Source organism: uncultured Thalassospira sp. (assembly GCF_963976115.1).
Lineage (GTDB): Bacteria > Pseudomonadota > Alphaproteobacteria > Rhodospirillales > Thalassospiraceae > Thalassospira.
On record NZ_CAXBJJ010000024.1, the window covers coordinates 20,990 to 37,775 of the forward strand.

15 protein-coding genes and 3 tRNA genes are annotated in these 16,786 nt (G+C 53.2%); 14 read left to right on the forward strand and 4 right to left on the reverse strand.

Annotated features, from left to right (window positions below; genetic code table 11):
• Nucleotides 1-56: 56 nt before the first annotated feature.
• A complete protein-coding gene (locus AAC086_RS21775) occupies nucleotides 57-1,055 on the reverse strand; it encodes a Gfo/Idh/MocA family oxidoreductase (RefSeq protein WP_339781974.1) in 999 nt (332 codons plus the stop codon).
• Nucleotides 1,056-1,343: 288 nt separating this feature from the next.
• Between AAC086_RS21775 and AAC086_RS21780 the strand changes: the two genes are divergently transcribed.
• Nucleotides 1,344-1,420 (forward strand) — tRNA-His (locus AAC086_RS21780).
• Between the two features lie 180 nt (nucleotides 1,421-1,600).
• Nucleotides 1,601-2,647 (forward strand): dihydroorotase, encoded by a 1,047-nt coding sequence (pyrC, locus tag AAC086_RS21785; protein ID WP_339781976.1) that lies wholly within the window; start codon nucleotides 1,601-1,603, stop codon nucleotides 2,645-2,647.
• Nucleotides 2,648-2,872: 225 nt separating this feature from the next.
• Here pyrC and AAC086_RS21790 read toward each other — a convergent pair whose 3' ends face one another.
• Entirely contained in the window at nucleotides 2,873-3,739 is an 867-nt protein-coding gene (locus AAC086_RS21790; RefSeq protein ID WP_339781978.1) for a putative metalloprotease CJM1_0395 family protein, read from the reverse strand.
• 394 nt (nucleotides 3,740-4,133) lie between these two features.
• Nucleotides 4,134-4,367, reverse strand: coding sequence for a hypothetical protein (locus AAC086_RS21795; RefSeq protein ID WP_339781980.1), 234 nt, complete (start codon nucleotides 4,365-4,367; stop codon nucleotides 4,134-4,136).
• 315 nt (nucleotides 4,368-4,682) lie between these two features.
• On the opposite strand from AAC086_RS21795, the gene AAC086_RS21800 reads away from it, so the two are divergent.
• The 11 genes from AAC086_RS21800 (at nucleotide 4,683) to AAC086_RS21850 (ending at nucleotide 13,718) form a co-directional block, all read left to right on the forward strand.
• On the forward strand, nucleotides 4,683-5,609 hold the full coding sequence (locus AAC086_RS21800; RefSeq protein WP_339781982.1) for a DMT family transporter: 927 nt from the start codon (nucleotides 4,683-4,685) through the stop codon (nucleotides 5,607-5,609).
• Between the two features lie 157 nt (nucleotides 5,610-5,766).
• Nucleotides 5,767-8,592, forward strand: a complete 2,826-nt coding sequence (gene gyrA / locus AAC086_RS21805) for a DNA gyrase subunit A (RefSeq protein ID WP_339781984.1) — start codon at nucleotides 5,767-5,769, stop codon at nucleotides 8,590-8,592.
• 14 nt (nucleotides 8,593-8,606) lie between these two features.
• Nucleotides 8,607-9,134: a pantetheine-phosphate adenylyltransferase gene (gene coaD, locus AAC086_RS21810; protein ID WP_339781985.1), complete on the forward strand. Its 528-nt coding sequence runs from the start codon at nucleotides 8,607-8,609 to the stop codon at nucleotides 9,132-9,134.
• 67 nt (nucleotides 9,135-9,201) lie between these two features.
• Nucleotides 9,202-9,732: a peptidylprolyl isomerase gene (locus AAC086_RS21815; protein WP_339781987.1), complete on the forward strand. Its 531-nt coding sequence runs from the start codon at nucleotides 9,202-9,204 to the stop codon at nucleotides 9,730-9,732.
• 165 nt (nucleotides 9,733-9,897) lie between these two features.
• Nucleotides 9,898-9,973, forward strand: a tRNA-Lys gene (locus AAC086_RS21820).
• A 172-nt stretch (nucleotides 9,974-10,145) separates the two neighbouring features.
• A tRNA-Lys gene (locus tag AAC086_RS21825) sits at nucleotides 10,146-10,221 on the forward strand.
• 478 nt (nucleotides 10,222-10,699) lie between these two features.
• The gene (locus tag AAC086_RS21830) at nucleotides 10,700-11,611 is read left to right on the forward strand and encodes a MotA/TolQ/ExbB proton channel family protein (RefSeq protein ID WP_339781988.1); all 912 of its coding nucleotides are present in this window, start codon (nucleotides 10,700-10,702) and stop codon (nucleotides 11,609-11,611) included.
• A 5-nt stretch (nucleotides 11,612-11,616) separates the two neighbouring features.
• On the forward strand, nucleotides 11,617-12,009 hold the full coding sequence (locus AAC086_RS21835) for a biopolymer transporter ExbD (protein WP_339781990.1): 393 nt from the start codon (nucleotides 11,617-11,619) through the stop codon (nucleotides 12,007-12,009).
• On the forward strand, nucleotides 12,006-12,410 hold the full coding sequence (locus AAC086_RS21840) for a biopolymer transporter ExbD (protein WP_339781992.1): 405 nt from the start codon (nucleotides 12,006-12,008) through the stop codon (nucleotides 12,408-12,410). The genes AAC086_RS21835 and AAC086_RS21840 overlap by 4 nt, the downstream gene beginning before the upstream one ends.
• 10 nt (nucleotides 12,411-12,420) lie before the next feature.
• Nucleotides 12,421-13,428 carry a TonB family protein gene (locus AAC086_RS21845; protein WP_339781994.1) on the forward strand — a complete coding sequence of 336 codons (1,008 nt, stop codon included), beginning with the start codon at nucleotides 12,421-12,423 and terminating at the stop codon, nucleotides 13,426-13,428.
• A 5-nt stretch (nucleotides 13,429-13,433) separates the two neighbouring features.
• The gene (locus tag AAC086_RS21850) at nucleotides 13,434-13,718 is read left to right on the forward strand and encodes a helix-turn-helix domain-containing protein (protein ID WP_339782023.1); all 285 of its coding nucleotides are present in this window, start codon (nucleotides 13,434-13,436) and stop codon (nucleotides 13,716-13,718) included.
• Nucleotides 13,719-13,753: 35 nt separating this feature from the next.
• Here AAC086_RS21850 and AAC086_RS21855 read toward each other — a convergent pair whose 3' ends face one another.
• Nucleotides 13,754-15,076, reverse strand: a complete 1,323-nt coding sequence (locus AAC086_RS21855; protein ID WP_339781996.1) for a globin-coupled sensor protein — start codon at nucleotides 15,074-15,076, stop codon at nucleotides 13,754-13,756.
• A 561-nt stretch (nucleotides 15,077-15,637) separates the two neighbouring features.
• On the opposite strand from AAC086_RS21855, the gene AAC086_RS21860 reads away from it, so the two are divergent.
• Nucleotides 15,638-16,729 carry a TRAP transporter substrate-binding protein gene (locus AAC086_RS21860; protein WP_339781997.1) on the forward strand — a complete coding sequence of 364 codons (1,092 nt, stop codon included), beginning with the start codon at nucleotides 15,638-15,640 and terminating at the stop codon, nucleotides 16,727-16,729.
• Nucleotides 16,730-16,786 lie beyond the last annotated feature (57 nt).

Sequence of the window (16,786 nt, forward strand, 5' to 3'; positions counted from 1 at the left end):
ATCGTTTTGGGTGATGTCCTCTTTATAGTATGTGCCGATATTATGAGACCTGGCTGTTATTTCTGATTAACCATTTCCCAACTGCCGGTGCGGGCCGAACGCGCCAGGCCATCGAGAATTTTCATATTGGCGATGGCATCCTCGATCGGATAATCGACTGCCATATCGCCGTTGAAAATGGCGGTCGCGGTTTCGCCTTGCAGCGTATAGTGGTTGCACACCGGGAAGGTGATTTCGCGGGCTTCGTCAAATCCGGGCTGCTTTTGGGTGCCAACCCGAATAACCGCCGGGTTTTCGGGCATCGGGTTATAGGGCATCACAATTTCAATGCGCCCTTCCGTGCCCAGAATATGTACGCGCTGTACAGCGGCCGATTGTGTGCCGCACACAAAACTGGCCTGAATACCGCTGCCAAAGTCCAGCATGCCGGAAACCAGCCGGTCAGTACCGAATTTGGGGTCTTTATCCATCAGGGAGACCACACGTACCGGTTCGCGCCCGGTAATATAGCGCGGGCCGATAATGCAGTAACAGCCAATATCAAGCAGACCGCCGCCGCCAATATCCTTTTTGTTGCGCACATTGGCCGGGTCGGTGTTGTGATAGGTGAAAATGCTTTGAACCGTTGTCAGGTCGCCGATCTGGCCGCTTTTGACCAGTTCCTGCGTATGTTGCCATTGCGGGTGATGGCGCACCATAAAAAGAACCTGTTTGCCGCTTTTGTTGCGGGCTTCGATCAGGCGCTGGGCATCTTCGGTATCCATGCCAATCGGTTTTTCGCACAGCACATGTTTTCCGGCTTCCAGCGCCTTGATCGTCCATTCAACATGCAAATGGTTGGGCAGGGGATTATAGATCGCCTCGATCGAGGGATCGGCCAGTAATTCCTCGTAGGAGCCATAGGCGCGCGGAATGCGCAGGTTTTCGGCGGCTTCACGGGTTTTTTCCAAATCACGACCGGCGATGGCCAGAATTTCCAGCTTGTCGCTTTGCTGCATGGCCGGAATAACTTTTGCCGTACCAATATTGGCTGTGCTGATCACGCCCCACTTCATCGGATTCTCCGTTTCCTTATCTTGTCCGGCGTTTGTGTTGTAGCTGCCACACACCGGATTCATAATATAGCGTTGACTTAATTGTTCCCATTCTGCCCTGATGCAAGTGAAATATGTGAGGGAAAAAATCGTAACCCCTTAAATCACAGGTCGTGTGATGCCGTTTTACGCGCCAAAAATCGTGGTGAATGGCGGTTTGAGACACCCATTTTGAGGGTGGATGAAAAAAAGTCGAAATCTCCGCTTGACGTACCCGGCCCTCGGCGATAAAAACCGCGCCACACGATGGCGGGTGTAGCTCAGTCGGTTAGAGCGCCAGATTGTGGCTCTGGAGGTCGTGGGTTCGATCCCCATCATTCGCCCCATTGTGAAAAGGTCAGGCTAACAGCCTGGCCTTTTTCGTCTTAAGGTCCATGCGGCTTTTAAAATGCCGTGCAAGCCGATGTTTGCAATTCCCAAAAAAAGGCTAATCTGGTACTCACCACCTGCACGCTCAGGCTTGGTTGCCGCGTGCGCGTTTGATTGCATGTTTTTGGAGGTTTCCCATGTCACCCCGCCGCATTACCCTTCGTCGCCCTGATGACTGGCACCTGCATTTGCGCGATGGGGACATGTTGCGCGCTGTCTTGCCGGAAACCAGTGCGCATTTCGGGCGCGCCATTATCATGCCAAACCTGGTGCCGCCGGTATTGACCCGCGATGATGCCATTGCCTACCGCAACCGGATTGTCAAAGCAGTGCCTGCCGGGCATGATTTTACCCCGCTAATGACATTATATCTAACCGAAGGAACCGACCCTGACGATGTCGAGGCGGCATACCGTGACGGTGTTATCAGCGCGTTAAAGCTGTATCCGGCAGGGGCGACCACCAATTCCGCCAGTGGGGTGCGGGATTTTGAAAAAGCAATGCCGGTGCTCGAACGCATGGCAAAGCTGGGCATTCCGCTATGTGTGCACGGCGAAGTTACCGATGCCGATATTGATATTTTCGACCGCGAAGCGGTGTTCATTGATCGCATTTTGGCTCCGTTGCGCAAGCGCCTGCCGGAACTGCGCATTATTATGGAGCACATCACCACCCAGGACGGTGTTGATTTTGTAACGTCGAACGACACCAATTTTGCGGCAACCATCACCACGCATCATTTGATCATCAATCGCAATGCGATTCTGGTCGGGGGCATTCACCCGCATTATTATTGTCTGCCGGTGGCCAAGCGTGAAAAACACCGCCTGGCCCTGCGGGCTGCGGCCACATCGGGGGATGCACGTTTCTTCCTTGGTACCGATTCTGCCCCGCATACCGATGCTCGCAAGGAAAGCCCCTGTGGCTGTGCCGGTATTTTCACCGCCAATAATACGGTGCAGTTGTTAGCCCACGTGTTTGAAGAAGAAAATGCGCTCGATAAGCTTGAAGCTTTTGCCTCGTTGAATGGCCCGGCTTTTTATGGTTTGCCGGTGAACGAGGCGACCATCACCCTTGAAAAACGCGAAGACCCCGCGAGCTTTGCCGATAAAATCAATACCGCAGAGGGTTTGGTAACCGTGTTTGACCCCGGATATCGGGTTCACTGGCATTATGCAGATTAACAGTTGACCAAAACCGGTCAACGAGCCCCTCAAATGGCGGGCGGGCTCGTCAGGCCATGCGTCGCTGTTGCGTCTAACCAGCTGGCGATTTGACAAAGCCAACGCAATAATGATGAAACCCCGCTGTCAATGTGATGGCGGGGTTTTGTGGTTTAAGCATTGTGCCTGTTGATGGGCAACAATTGAGCCAATGTCTTGGCGCAGAATGTGCAAATTGTCGTGTGATTACGATGTGATGCTAACGCTGGTTTCGCGCGGGGCTGTGTTGGTGATGGCCGCCTTTTGATAGGACTTGCTGGCAATGGTGGAATCCAGCGCCACCATGTGGCTGATGGCACCAGAAGCACTCTGCGCTGCCGAAAAATCGGCGGCAGACGTGCCGACGGATGCCGCACTGCCGATTGCAGCCTGATTGGCCAGGGCCTGAATGCCGCTTAGCCCCTGAAGCGGTTGGATCGACACATGCCCGCCCTGGGCATACAGGCGGCCATCCGGCCCCACGGTATATTGATAGCTGATCATGCCGGCATTGGCACCGGCAAGGGCCTTGTGGCTGTTTTCTTCGGCGCGGACTGTTGCGTCTCTGTCTTGCAGGCGTCGGACCTGATCTTGGGCACCGGCACTTAACGTTTCCGGTGCGCCGTCGGGGGCTTTCGTTTTGGTTGTGTCGGTATCTGCTGTGCTGTCGGTTGTCGGGGCAGTCGTTGCCGAACTGCCGCCCCCACCTGGCAGGCTGCGAGGGTCTACTTGCTGCACCACTGTAACGGTTGCAGCGGAAATGGCTGGGGCCGGGCGCGCAGGGGCCGACGGGGCGGGGAATGATATCGTCTGGTTCGCCGCATCTGTTGCGCCAATCTGTGACCTGGCATTTTGGGAAACACCTGAACTGGCGGGCGGCAGTTGGGGGCTGGCGGGGCTGGTAATGGGCACCAGTGATACGGCGGCCATGCGGCGCGGCAACAAACCACCCTGGGACGATCCCCCGCCGGAGGCTCCCTGGTTATCGGCGCTGGCAAGACCGTTCATGGCGATGACTTCGCCAATCTTTCCGCCGCTACCCGGTATGGTTTGAATGCTGCCTATTGTTGTCATAGCGACAAGTATACCTAAATCGCCGGTTGACACCAGTTTTTGTCACGATGGCGCACTGCGCACGCTAAAAAGGTTCTAATAAAGCCGCTCAAGCCGGGATTCGACGTTAAAATCGCCGGTTTAAAGCACAGGTTGTGACAATTTATGGGAGTTTTTTGTATAGGGACGGCGGCTGATCAGTCTAAACAGATTACTGTTTCGAATAGGTCGGTATGGTTGCTTGTCGAGTCTGTTTGATGCGGGGCAGCCAAAGACTGCCTGTCATTGCCTGACACCGATAGCTTGTGGTGTCAGACCGCGCATTTTCGAAACAGGCCATTGCAAGCAGGCATTGTGCCGCTTTACGGTGCGGCCAGCCTTGTGCAGGCTGGTGCGTGAAGCCCCGGGGCTGGGTTTATGCGGCTGTTTTCGGTGCTGCCACGGGCATGGACTGACGGACCCAGGTTTGGGGTAGCGAAGCATGATAACGCGGGTGCGAGCGTGCGGCCCCCATATCGCGTGCACTGGCAACACGCGCCAGCGTTTTTCGCACGTCTTTTTCGGTGATACCGTCATAGTCCATGAGGGTCCGTACAATCGGATCTGCCAACATTTCATCAATGCTCAGTTCATGATCGATATAGCGCATCTTCTTGCTCGCTCTATTTTTCGCTCTGTTTTCAGCTTAACGCAACTGACAATCATTATCAATAGCGTGATTGCGTTTGTGTCCCTGATTTAATGGCAGGGTTGTATTTGGCCCTGTTTCAGGTGCCAGTTACTGTACGGCCTGTCATCCGCCAGTTTTTATCGCCGCTGGTTGTATAACACGATGTATGTTTCTATTTTATTGATCTTTCTCAAGATAATCGCTAACGCAAACTTTTTGAAAATGTTCCTGTCAGGATAACGTTGGGAGCGAAGCCATATGTACTAATGATTATGGCGATAATAGGCGGAAAACATGACACGTCCGGGACTGCTAGATTACTTTTTGTTGATATTGCTGGCCCTGATGTGGGGCAGTTCGTTTGCCTTTATCAAACTGGGTGTTCATGCCTATTCGCCGCTGGTTGTTGCCGCCGGGCGCATAACGCTGGGGGCTGTGGTTTTATGGGGGCTTGTACTGTTACGCAAAGGTGGGCTTCCCAAAGGGCGGTCGGCATGGGTATCGGCGTTTTTGTGCGGCATTTTGGGCAATGCAGTGCCATTTTTTCTGATCAGCATGGGGGAAACCCGGATAAATGCCGGTCTTGCTGCTATTTTGATGTCAATCGTGCCATTGACTACGGTGGTGCTGGGGCATTTTGTGACCCGTGATGAAAAACTGACGATGGGCAAGGTGGCTGGCATTATTCTGGGCACCTGCGGGGTTATTGTACTGGTTGGCCCGGAAACCCTCAGCGGGCTGGGCGGCGATTTGCCCTATCAGCTTGCTGTGCTGGTGGCGGCTGTTTGTTATGCGGTGTCAGGGCTTGTTGCACGTAATCTGCGCGATCAGCCTCGTGCCGGGTCGGCGGCGGTTATTTTAACCTTTGCATCGGTGTCGATTGCGCCCGTGGCCTTGCTGGTGGACCAACCATGGACCATGGCATGGTCGGCAACGGGGGCGTTGTCGATTATTTATCTCGGGCTGGTGCCGACCGGTATTGCGATGTTTCTGCTGCTTTTAATGGTGGCGCGTGCCGGGGCCGGGTTTGTTGCCTTCAACAATTATCTGGTCCCTGCTGTCGGTGTTCTGGTCAGTTTGATTGTGCTGGGTGAAATTCCTGCCCCCAGCACGCTGTTGGCCATGGCGATCATTCTGGCGGGGATTGCGGTGGCTAATATTCGCTTTGGCGGGCAAAAAAATGCCGGGCCAATTGCGCCGGTCATGTCAAAAAAAGACTGAAAACCCCGCCTGTCGTGATTTGCCTGAAAAGGGACTGCGTCATATGTTGTTTGTGCGCGGTAAACCTGATACTTTCCGCCCTCAATGGCTTGCTGTGCAGATGCATGGGAGGTTGCATTGATTCTTTTTTGATTAAGCGTTTAAGAGGTTACGGCCTTTGTCCTCCGAAGTGTCAAGCACTGCCAACCGCGATATTTTCCCGGTTTCCATCGAAAGCGAAATGCGCCGCAGTTATCTTGATTACGCAATGAGCGTAATCGTAAGCCGCGCGCTGCCCGATGTTCGTGACGGGTTGAAGCCTGTTCATCGTCGTATTCTTTATGCGATGCATGAAAACGGTTTTGACTGGAACAAACCGTTTCGTAAATCGGCGCGTGTCGTCGGGGACGTGATGGGTAAATATCACCCGCATGGCGATAGTGCGATTTACGATGCCATGGTCCGCATGGCGCAGCATTTCTCCATGCGCCTGCAACAGATTGACGGCCAGGGTAACTTTGGTTCCATGGATGGCGATAAAGCCGCCGCCATGCGCTATACCGAAGCCCGTCTGGCCAAGGCGGCCCACTTCCTGCTCGATGATATCGACAAGGATACCATCGATTTCAAGGCCAACTATGACGAAACCACCAAGGAGCCGTCGGTGTTGCCGGCGCGTTACCCCAATATGCTGGTCAACGGGGCCGGTGGTATTGCGGTGGGCATGGCAACCAACATTCCGCCTCATAACCTTGGCGAAGTGATCGATGGTTGCATGGCGGTTATTGATAACCCTGATATTACCGTCGAAGGGCTGATGGAATTTGTTTTTGGCCCGGATTTTCCGACCGGTGGGCTTATTTTGGGCCGCTCTGGCATCCATTCGGCCTTTAAAACCGGACGTGGATCGGTTGTGATGCGCGCCCGGACCCATTTCGAGGAAATCCGCGCCAACCGTGAAGCCATTATTGTCACCGAAGTTCCCTATCAGGTGAACAAGGCGACATTGATGGAGAAAATTGCCGATCTGGTGCGCGATAAAAAGCTTGAAGGGATTTCCGATCTTCGCGATGAGTCGGACCGTTCCGGTGTGCGTATGGTGATCGAGCTTAAACGGGATGCGGTCGCCGAAGTCGTTCTGAACCAGTTGTTCCGTTTTACCGCATTGCAGACGTCATTTGGCGTTAACATGCTGGCGCTCAACCGGGGCAAGCCGGAATTGATGAACCTGAAAGAAATCATTCAGGCATTTGTCGAGTTCCGCGAAGAAGTTATCACCCGCCGGACCATCCATTTGCTGAAAAAGGCACGTGATCGTGCCCATCTGGTGGTCGGACTCGGGATTGCGGTTGCCAATATTGACGAAGTTATTCGCCTGATCCGTGCGGCAGCCGACCCGACGATTGCCCGCGAACAACTGATGGCGAAAAGCTGGCCGGCTGGCGATATTGTTCCGTTGATCGAACTGATTGCAGATCCGCATCAGGTTGGGGCGGAAGATGGCAATTATCGTCTGTCCGAAGCCCAGGCTCGCGCCATTCTTGAATTGCGCCTGCATCGCCTGACCGGTCTGGAACGCGACAAAATTGCTGCCGAACTGACCGAACTTGGCGAAAAGATTATCGACTTCCTCGACATTCTGGGATCACGCGAACGCAAGCTGACCATTTTGAAAGACGAACTGACGGAAATGCGCAACGAATTTGCCGATCCGCGTCGTTCAGAAATTGTCGAAGGCGAATTTGAACACGACATCGAAGACCTGATCGCCCGCGAAGACATGGTGGTAACGGTATCGCATACCGGTTACATCCAGCGTGTGCCGCTGTCGACCTATCGCGCACAGCGTCGTGGCGGCAAAGGCCGTTCGGGCATGGCAACCCGCGAAGAAGACTTTGTTTCCAAGCTGTTTGTTGCCAACACCCATACCCCGGTGCTGTTTTTCAGTTCGTTGGGGATGGTTTATAAAATGAAGGTCTGGCGGTTGCCGCTGGGGACCCCGCAATCGCGCGGCAAGGCCCTGGTCAATTTGCTGCCTTTGTCGGAAGGTGAACATATCACCACCGTGCTGCCATTGCCCGACGAGGAAGAATGGCCAAACTTGCACATTATGTTTGCCACCTCGACCGGTAATGTGCGGCGGAATAGCCTGGCTGACTTTGTTAATGTGAAGTCAAATGGCAAGATTGCCATGAAGCTTGAAGAAGACCGTGGCGACAGCCTGATTGCCGTTCAAACCTGCACGGATGAAGACGACATTTTCCTGACCACGCGTCAGGGAAAATGCATTCGTTTCCGGGTGGCTGACGTGCGCGTGTTTACGGGCCGTAATTCGGTTGGTGTACGTGGCATTCGTCTGGCTGATGGTGACGATGTTATTGCGATGTCGGTTCTGTGGGGATCGCATGCCAGCATGGAAGAACGCAGCGAATATCTGTCGATTGCCAGCAAGCTGCGTCGTGAAGAAATCAGTGCCGATGATGCCCTGCCGCTCGAATTGCTGAGCCAGGAACGTTATGACGAATTGCTTTCGGGCGATCAGCTTATTCTGTCGGTGACCGAAAACGGCTATGGCAAGCGGACCTCGTCTTATGAATACCGGGTGACCGGGCGTGGCGGGCAGGGCTTTGCCAATATCGACATGTCCGAGCGCAATGGTCTGGTTGCGGCATCGTTCGTGATCGAGGAAGGCGACGAGTTGATGATGGTCACCAATGGTGGCAAGGTTATTCGTATGCCAACCCACGACATTCGTATTGCAGGCCGTAAAACGCAGGGTGTTACCCTGTTTAGAACGGCCGAAGACGAACAGGTTGTTGCCGTTGAACGCCTGAGCAACCTTGGCGAAACGGTCGAGGACGATGAAGATGGCGTTGAAGGTGAAGCTGTGATTGATGCGATTGAAGGTGGCGCATTGCCCGATAGCGATGCCACAGCAGATGATGCCGCCGGCATTGACGACAGCCTTGACGATGACGACACTGATGGTTCAACCAACGGGTAACGGAACGAGGACCGATGGCACATACGACAATCGATCCTAATCGTGTCGGGATTTATCCCGGCACGTTCGACCCTGTTACCCAGGGCCACATGGATATTATACGTCGAGCCACCCGCATTGTGGACCGCCTGATCGTGGGCGTTGCTATCAATCCGGGCAAAGGGCCGATGTTTTCGGTCGAAGAACGCTGCGAGTTGGTGCGCGAATCCTTGAAGGCGGCAGGCGGCGAAGTTGCTGCCCGAACCGAGGTAAAGCCCTTTGGGTCGCTTTTGATGCATTTCGCCCAGGAAAATCAGTCTTCGGTTATCGTGCGCGGGTTGCGTGCTGTTTCGGATTTTGAATATGAATTCCAGATGGCAGGCATGAATGCGCGCCTGGCACCGGATATTGAAACCGTGTTTCTTATGGCGTCGGACAAACAACAGTTTGTGTCGTCGCGTTTTGTCAAGGAAATCGCCCGGTTGGGTGGTTCCGTAACCGAATTTGTGCCAGCCAATGTTTTGCAAGCGTTGCAAACAAAGCTGGCGCAAGAAAAGGAATAGGTTGCATAAAATCATGCGTCTGCTTCGTTTTCTTTCTCTTGTTATTCTTTCTTTGGGAATCTTTACCATGTCGAACGGTGGAATCGGCGCAGCACACGCACAGACGACAGATGCGACTGCACTTGACCCTGAAAATACCCTGTATCTTGACCTTAAGGATGGTCGCGTCGTTATTCAAATGCGCCCTGACCTGGCACCGAAAACCGTTGCCCGCATTAAAGAACTGGTGCGTAGCGGGTTTTATGACGGGCTGGTTTTTCATCGCGTGATCGAGGGTTTCATGGCTCAGACCGGCGATCCCAAAGGCGATGGTACCGGTGGATCAGGGCAAAAACTGCCTGCAGAATTTTCGAGCGGGCATCACGCGCGCGGAACTGTTTCGATGGCGCGCGCGGCGGACCCGAACAGTGCAGATTCGCAATTTTTCATCTGCTTTGCCGATGCCCCGCACCTTGACGGTCAATATACCATCTGGGGCCAGGTGGTTTCAGGCATGGAATATGTCGATAACATCAAAAAGGGCGCATCCTGGGCCAATGGCCGTGTGGCGGACCCCGACAAGATTATTAAAATGCAAGTTGCGGCTGACGCACAATAAACGCGAATTTGTTTGGTCAAATTCAATCGGAAACCGCCTCTTTTGGGGCGGTTTTCTGCTTTTTGGTCTTAAATTCCAGCTATTGTGAAAAAACTGTCAGAAAACCGCAAATGAAAGGTTGACCGGGTGGGGGCATCCCTTTAAAACGCCGTTCAACAACGTTGTGGGCCCGTAGCTCAGTTGGTAGAGCAATTGACTTTTAATCAATTGGCCACAGGTTCGAATCCTGTCGGGCTCACCAATAAACCCCTGAAACCTTCCGGTTTCGGGGGTTTATTTTTTCCAGAATCCTGCCTGGTTTTTGTCGCCGATGATGGTCCCGAAAAACGATATTCCGCCAAATTGAAATTTTATCAAAATCAGGGCTTGACCCATCGGTGATCCCGCTTTAAAACGCCGCTCACCCACGCTGTGGGCCCGTAGCTCAGTTGGTAGAGCAATTGACTTTTAATCAATTGGCCACAGGTTCGAATCCTGTCGGGCTCACCAATAAACCCCTGAAACCTTTTGGTTTCGGGGGTTTATTTTTTCAGGTGTCTGGATGCAAAGCGCTATGCGCAGATAACCGAGTTTGCACGTCGTATCAGCAATCTGTGACGGTGCGCCCTGCCGGGATAAAATTCGTAATTGCCGGGGCTTGTGTATGGGTCTTGTGGCGGGCCGCCAAATATGGGCGGGGGCTGCCTGTTGGCTTGGTCGGGGCAGGGCAGCATGCTGTCTTTGCATACGCTGTGTGCGGTGTATTGCCAAAGGAATGGTCAGGGGCATGTAAATAGCATTGGCGCATGGTTCGGGGCGTGTGGGTAAATCCTGTGACCATGCGTTGCAACGAACATGGCTGATTTGTTATATTTTGAGAACAGTTAAGATTGCATCGCAGAGTCATTTGCAGTAATGAATGCAAATCATTTTCAATAGCGAATATGCAACGCCTGCGTTGCGCCATGTGATCAGGATCGGAAGTCCCATGCCAGACAATATTGTCCCCGCCGTAACCGATAGTGTGCAAGCCACTGCGACAGGTGTTGCCCAAGCCGCTGACACTGCGGCACAAGCGGCTACCGGTGCCGTTGGTGCAGACCCCGGCGCGTTGGCGCAAGGGGCTGTTGACGGGGCTGTGGGGGCAGGGCAGATGGCGGATGCTGCATTGCAGAGCGGAGAAACCGTTGCCCATTCAGGCTGGGTGCCCGATGCGATTGCGACTTTGCCGGTATTTGACCTGGTGGACCGGGCGGGCATTGTCGGCTGGATACTGGCGGCAATGGCCCTGGTTGGGCTGATGATGTTTTTCTATAAAATGGTTGGTTTTATTCGCCGGGGGCTGTTTGCCGATGGTTTTGTTGGCGAGCTTGAGCGCCACCTGGTGGCAGGCGAGGACCAAAAGGCCGCAGCCTTGTTGGCCCGTCGCCGTCATCCGGCGGCTGAAATTGGTCGTTTTGGCATGTCCTTGCCGGTGGGCGATGGCGACAGCCGTGAATCGGCCTCCGATTTGATTGCATCGCGCGCGCATAAGGAAATTGATGGTCTTAATGGCGGTTTGCGCCTGATGGCGGCGATTGCGGTGTTAAGCCCGCTTTTGGGGCTTTTGGGTACCGTGATGGGCATGATCAATGCGTTCCAGCAAATGGAAGGGGCTGGCAGCCGGATTGATCCGTCTGTTCTGTCCGGCGGGATTTGGCTGGCATTGCTGACAACGGCGATTGGCCTGGTTGTGGCGATTCCGGCAACGGCCATTCATATGTGGATGCAGGGCATTATCAGCCGTGCGGCCGCCATCACCGAAGAGGTCTGCACCCTGATTGTCAATCGTGGCGAACTTAGGGGGCGTGATGCCCGAGAAGCAGCCAATATTACGCGTTTGCGTCAGGCTGCGGAATAAAGCGGATGCAGTTTCGGTCACGTTATCGCAGTCCGTCGCCGGTCATTGGTCTGACGCCGTTGATTGATGTTGTGTTTATCCTGCTGGTGTTTTTCATGCTGGCGTCGAGTTTTCTTGACTGGCGCGGATATGAAATGTCGGTCTCGGTGCAGGATAAATCGGCAAGCAGCCCGGTGGATAATCCACCGGCACTGGTGCGTATTGATGGCTCTGGTGCGATTACCCTGAATGGTGATGCCGTGCCGCTTGATACCCTGGCTGGACGTTTGCAGAACCAATATGCCGGTGCCCAGGTGCATTTGCAGCCGGTGAATGGTGCCAAATTGCAGCTTCTTGTACATGTGATGGATGTGCTGGGGCGGGGCGGTATTCATAATGTGGATTTGATCGAGCAATGAAACGGCGCATTCAGATAACCGATGACACTATGGGCCAGGAACCGATGTTGCCGTTGATCAACATTGTGTTTTTGTTGCTGATCTTTTTCATGATTGCCGGCAGCCTGCAAAAACTGGGGCCGTTTGATGTTAATCCGCCCTCCAGTGTTGATGCCACCGAAAAAGACGACGAAACGGTTGTTTTGTGGGTCGATAAAGCCGGTGCGCTTGGTGTGGATGACAGAAGCGGGACGCTTGCCGACATTACCAGTTTGCTGCCTGCCAATTTTCAGGATCATCCGATTGAAATTCGGGCTGATCGTGAAACCGACGGACAGATGGTCGTCGCATTGCTAAAGCGCCTACAGGAACTGGGTGTCGATAAGGTTCAATTGATGACAGCCGTAGAAGCGCAGGATTAACGGAAGTTCGATGTCCAAGCGAAGTGACTTTTTAATTGCTACCGCGCTCACCGGTATGGTGTTGGCTGGGGGTGTTGTATTGGCGACCCCGGCACCCGAACCTTCGGGTTGGGGCGGGGCTGGTGCTGTGCAAAGTGTTAGCATTTCGCTGGGAAGTGGCCAAGCTACCAGCGGGGAAGACAGCGAACCTGAAGAAAGTGCCAGTGCCGATGTTGATAACCGCAAAGGTGTAGAAGACGCCGAACCGGCACCCGACGTCAGCGAGCCGGAACCTGAACCTGAAACTGAAACAGAACCGGTGCAGGAGCCTGCCCCGGAACCAGATGTGGTACCCGAACCCGATCCGGAAGTGACCCCCGAGCCTGTGCCAGAACCCGAACCGGTTGTTGAACCAGAACCAGTGCCCGAGCCAGTAAAGGAACCGGACGTAAAACCGGAACCAAAACCCGAACTGGTTGCGATTACACCGCCGAAGGTAAAGCCAAAGCCACCCGCAAAACCGAAACCAAAACCAGACCCCAAGCCAAAACCAAAGCCGGAGCCTGTTGTCCAGCCTCAGCCGGAACCTGCACCCGAGAATGCGGCACCTCGCCCGGTAACACAAAACCGACCGACACAGGGCGGGCAGTTCAATTCGCAAAAATCAGATGGAACAACTGGCACAAAAACCCGAAGTCAGGCGGCCAGTTCGGCGTCGGGCAGTGGCGGGGGGGCTGCGTTAAGCAAGGCAAAGTTTGTCGATTACCAGTCTTCTGTTGTGCAAACCCTGATGCGGTATCGCGAATATCCGTCTGCTGCGCGTCGGCGTGGTATCGAAGGGCGCAATATGGTGCTGCTGGTGATTGAACGTGATGGCACAGTTTCGCTGATTAAAATGGTGCAGGAAAGCGGGAACCGCTTGCTGGATCGGGCGACGGAAAAAATGATCGAACGGGTCAAACGATTTCCGCCGTTCCCCGATGATCTGGATCTGGAACGCATGACCTTGCGCGTACCCCTGATTTACGATTTACGCTAAAGTATATTTCAACGGCCTATGGCACAACCGTGATGGATTTTATGTGCGAAACCCGCTTGCAAATGGCGCGTGACGCCATGGACAAGGATGGTTTGACGATTGGGCAGGCCGCTTATTTGGCGGGATATTCATCGCCCGCCAATTTTTCGACCGCGTTCAAGCGGGTGTTTGGCATGTCCTCTCTGAAGCCCGCGAATGATAACCGGGACAGAAACAGGGTTTGTTTATGCGGCAGGGCCGGAAAAACCAAGGGCCTTTTGCCGGTTTTCCAGCAAAAGGCCCTGTTTTGATGTGTCCGGTCCGTCAGGTTGGTCCTGATAGAAATCTACCCGGCCGAAAGCCGTTTAAGGAAGCTTTCAACATCCCGGCGCAATGTTTCGGCATGGTTGCGCAGTGCCTGGGATGCCGACAGGACTTCATCAGCGACCGATCCGGTATGATCTGCGGTGGCTCCGACATGTTCCAGGCTGTTATTGACGTTGCTATTGGCATTGGAAACGGCATTAATGTTAAGGCTGATTTCGCCGGTCGCCGAGGCTTGTTGTTCAACTGCGGCGGAAATTGCGGTTACCGATTCAACGATAGCGCTGATTTGGCTGGTCACACCCTTGATTGCATCAACCGCCCGGTGAGTGGTTTCCTGCACGGCATTAATTTGCGCCGTAATATCGCCGGTTGCCTTGGCTGTTTGATTGGCAAGGTTTTTCACCTCGCTGGCTACCACGGCAAAGCCTTTGCCAGCATCACCGGCGCGTGCAGCCTCGATCGTGGCATTCAGGGCCAAAAGATTGGTCTGGCTGGCAATTTTGTCAATCAGGTCAACAACTGTGCCAATTTCCTGTGCTGTGACATTGAGAATGCCAATGGTATCGGACGTGGATTTCACAGCGCCTTCAACTTCTTGCGAAATTGTTGATGCCCGATTGACCTGGCTTGAAATCTCGCGGATGGACCCTTCGAGTTCCTCTGCGGCACCGGCTACGGTCGCGGCATTGTCAGCCGAGATTTCGGCGGCACCGCGGGCATCGTTGGTTTGGTTCCGGGTTTGCTGAACGCTGTCGACCAGTGCTTCGGCCGCATTGGACATGTCGCCCGCGCTGCTGGCAACGGCGTTGACCACTTTTGAAACGGTTGTCTGAAAGTCGTCCGACATGTCGGCCAGACGGCGTTTATAGGTATTCTGCGTTTCTTCGTAATAAATTGTAATTGCCATTTCCATATCAATGATCACGGCTGTCGAGGCGGCTGCGATCAGGTCACCGACATCACGGCGTTTGCGAAACGTTTGATGCAGCAATGATATGATAAGGCCGAGAATGAAGTTGTAGCCAGAAACATAAGCTTCTGGTGTTAACCCGATTCTTTCGTGTGCCAGGCCGATCCGGCGGACTTCTTCGAAATAATGATCGTCAAAATGACCGTTAAACAGCGTTTTCCAATGATTGCTTTGTGCCCGTTTCAATCCTTCTACACGGCTGGTATTGCCAATAATCGCTGCCAGGTCAGGGCGCGCCATTATTTTTTTGTAAAAAGAATCCAGCATGGTTGGCAGATTTTTATCGATTACTGGCCATATTTCACGCAGATGGCTGCGCCTGGTTTCATTCAAATCGACAAAGGCAAGACGCCGGTCCAGTTCTGCAGACATCCGTTACCCCGTTGTATCGCAGCTTAAAAAATGTCGACTGTCGCGCCGACGGTTATACTCATAAAGTATGAGGTTGGATTTGATGCGCAAGAATATAACTATACTTTAGTAGTGGCCCCGTTTTTTTGGCGGTTTTTTCTTGATGTTGACGCAATGCGAAAGGGGGAGATGCCAAGATTCTGCCCGCTTTTGCCCCTGTTAGCTCCAATACAAGACCCCATCTTAGAATAAATTGACTAAAAAATATGCTGTATGATATTATTAAAGCTGACTAATTTATATTATTAGGGCATTTGTTCTGGAAAATCAACTTAAAGTCGATACGTCATATACTTTCAGATATTGATCTTAACCTTTCTTGTGCTGACTTTTGGTCAGGTCGAGATTTTTTTTTGGGGTAATCGCGCTGGTTTTACCATGGGCCTTAAGCTCAAAAAATAAGGTTCATATGCCGGTTGGAAAAATAGTGGCAATTGTCCGCAAAATTCGCGAAAATCCCCCCTTCGAAGGCAAAATTTTGTAATAAACCGCTAAAATAAGAACAGGTTAGGGGAAATCAGGATGAAACGTCGCCAGTTTTTAAAAGGTGCCAGTCTTGGCGCGGGTGCATTGGCTGCAACGGTCGCGGCACCTGCGATTGCATCTGCGCAGGAAAAACTGAAATGGCGCATGGTGATGCCGTGGCCCAAAGGCACACCAGGCCTTGGCACCAATGCCGAACAATTTGCCGCCATTGTTAAAGAAATGAGCAACGACCGCTTGTCGATCACGGTCTACGGCGCGGGTGAACTTGTTCCGCCGTTTGAATGTATGGATGCGGTAGAGCAGGGTGTGGTCGAAATGGCCCATGGCACCCCGTATTACTGGCAGGGCAAAAACCCGGTTCTGAATTTTTTCACCACCATTCCCTTTGGCCTAACGGCCTGGGAATTGTCGGCATGGTTGCGTTTTGGCGGTGGTCAGCAATTGTGGGAACAGGTTTATACCGACTTTGGTGTTGTGCCGTTTTATGCCGGTAATTCCGGTATGCAGGCTGGTGGCTGGTTCAACAAGGAAATCAATTCGGTTGATGACATCAAAGGTGTCAAAATGCGCTATGCCGGGTTGGGCGGCGAAGCCATGCGCCAGATTGGTGCCAATATTACAATGTTGCCGCCGGGCGAAATTTTACCGGCAATGCAAAGCGGGGCCATTGATGCCGCCGAATGGGTTGGCCCATGGAATGACCTGGCATTTGGTTTGTATCAGGTTGCTAAATATTACTATGTTCCGGCTTTTCATGAACCTGGACCGGGCCTTGAGATTTTTGTGTCGAAAGAAAAGTTCGACAGTCTGGCACCTGATTTGCAAGCTATTATCCGCTATGCAGCCCAGGCAATTTCCGAAAATACGCTGGCGGACTTCACCTTTAATAATATCCAGTCGTATCAGCCACTGATCGACAAGGGCGTTGAAGTGCGCCAGTTCCCCGATGATGTGATCATGGCGTTGGCCGAGGCCAGCAAGGCCGCTGTCGAGGAAATTGGCAATCAAAGCGAGATCAACAAGAAAATCCACGATTCCTACATGGATATGGTCAGGAAATCGGCCCGCTATGGCAAGGAATTCGAGGCAACAGGCCTGATGCAACGTGCAAAGGTTTGGGGTTTCTGATTTTCGGATGCGCAGCATGTTGCGGGGCTGATATGGGCTTGACGAAAACCGCTTTGC

Excerpts from the sequence above, each read along its gene's own strand:
- AAC086_RS21775 (WP_339781974.1), bottom strand. The coding sequence starts at position 1,055 with ATGAAGTGGGGCGTGATCAGCACAGCCAATATTGGTACGGCAAAAGTT.
- pyrC (WP_339781976.1), top strand. The coding sequence starts at position 1,601 with ATGTCACCCCGCCGCATTACCCTTCGTCGCCCTGATGACTGGCACCTG.
- AAC086_RS21790 (WP_339781978.1), bottom strand. The coding sequence starts at position 3,739 with ATGACAACAATAGGCAGCATTCAAACCATACCGGGTAGCGGCGGAAAG.
- AAC086_RS21795 (WP_339781980.1), bottom strand. The coding sequence starts at position 4,367 with ATGCGCTATATCGATCATGAACTGAGCATTGATGAAATGTTGGCAGAT.
- AAC086_RS21800 (WP_339781982.1), top strand. The coding sequence starts at position 4,683 with ATGACACGTCCGGGACTGCTAGATTACTTTTTGTTGATATTGCTGGCC.
- coaD (WP_339781985.1), top strand. The coding sequence starts at position 8,607 with ATGGCACATACGACAATCGATCCTAATCGTGTCGGGATTTATCCCGGC.
- AAC086_RS21815 (WP_339781987.1), top strand. The coding sequence starts at position 9,202 with ATGTCGAACGGTGGAATCGGCGCAGCACACGCACAGACGACAGATGCG.
- AAC086_RS21830 (WP_339781988.1), top strand. The coding sequence starts at position 10,700 with ATGCCAGACAATATTGTCCCCGCCGTAACCGATAGTGTGCAAGCCACT.
- AAC086_RS21835 (WP_339781990.1), top strand. The coding sequence starts at position 11,617 with ATGCAGTTTCGGTCACGTTATCGCAGTCCGTCGCCGGTCATTGGTCTG.
- AAC086_RS21840 (WP_339781992.1), top strand. The coding sequence starts at position 12,006 with ATGAAACGGCGCATTCAGATAACCGATGACACTATGGGCCAGGAACCG.
- AAC086_RS21845 (WP_339781994.1), top strand. The coding sequence starts at position 12,421 with ATGTCCAAGCGAAGTGACTTTTTAATTGCTACCGCGCTCACCGGTATG.
- AAC086_RS21855 (WP_339781996.1), bottom strand. The coding sequence starts at position 15,076 with ATGTCTGCAGAACTGGACCGGCGTCTTGCCTTTGTCGATTTGAATGAA.
- AAC086_RS21860 (WP_339781997.1), top strand. The coding sequence starts at position 15,638 with ATGAAACGTCGCCAGTTTTTAAAAGGTGCCAGTCTTGGCGCGGGTGCA.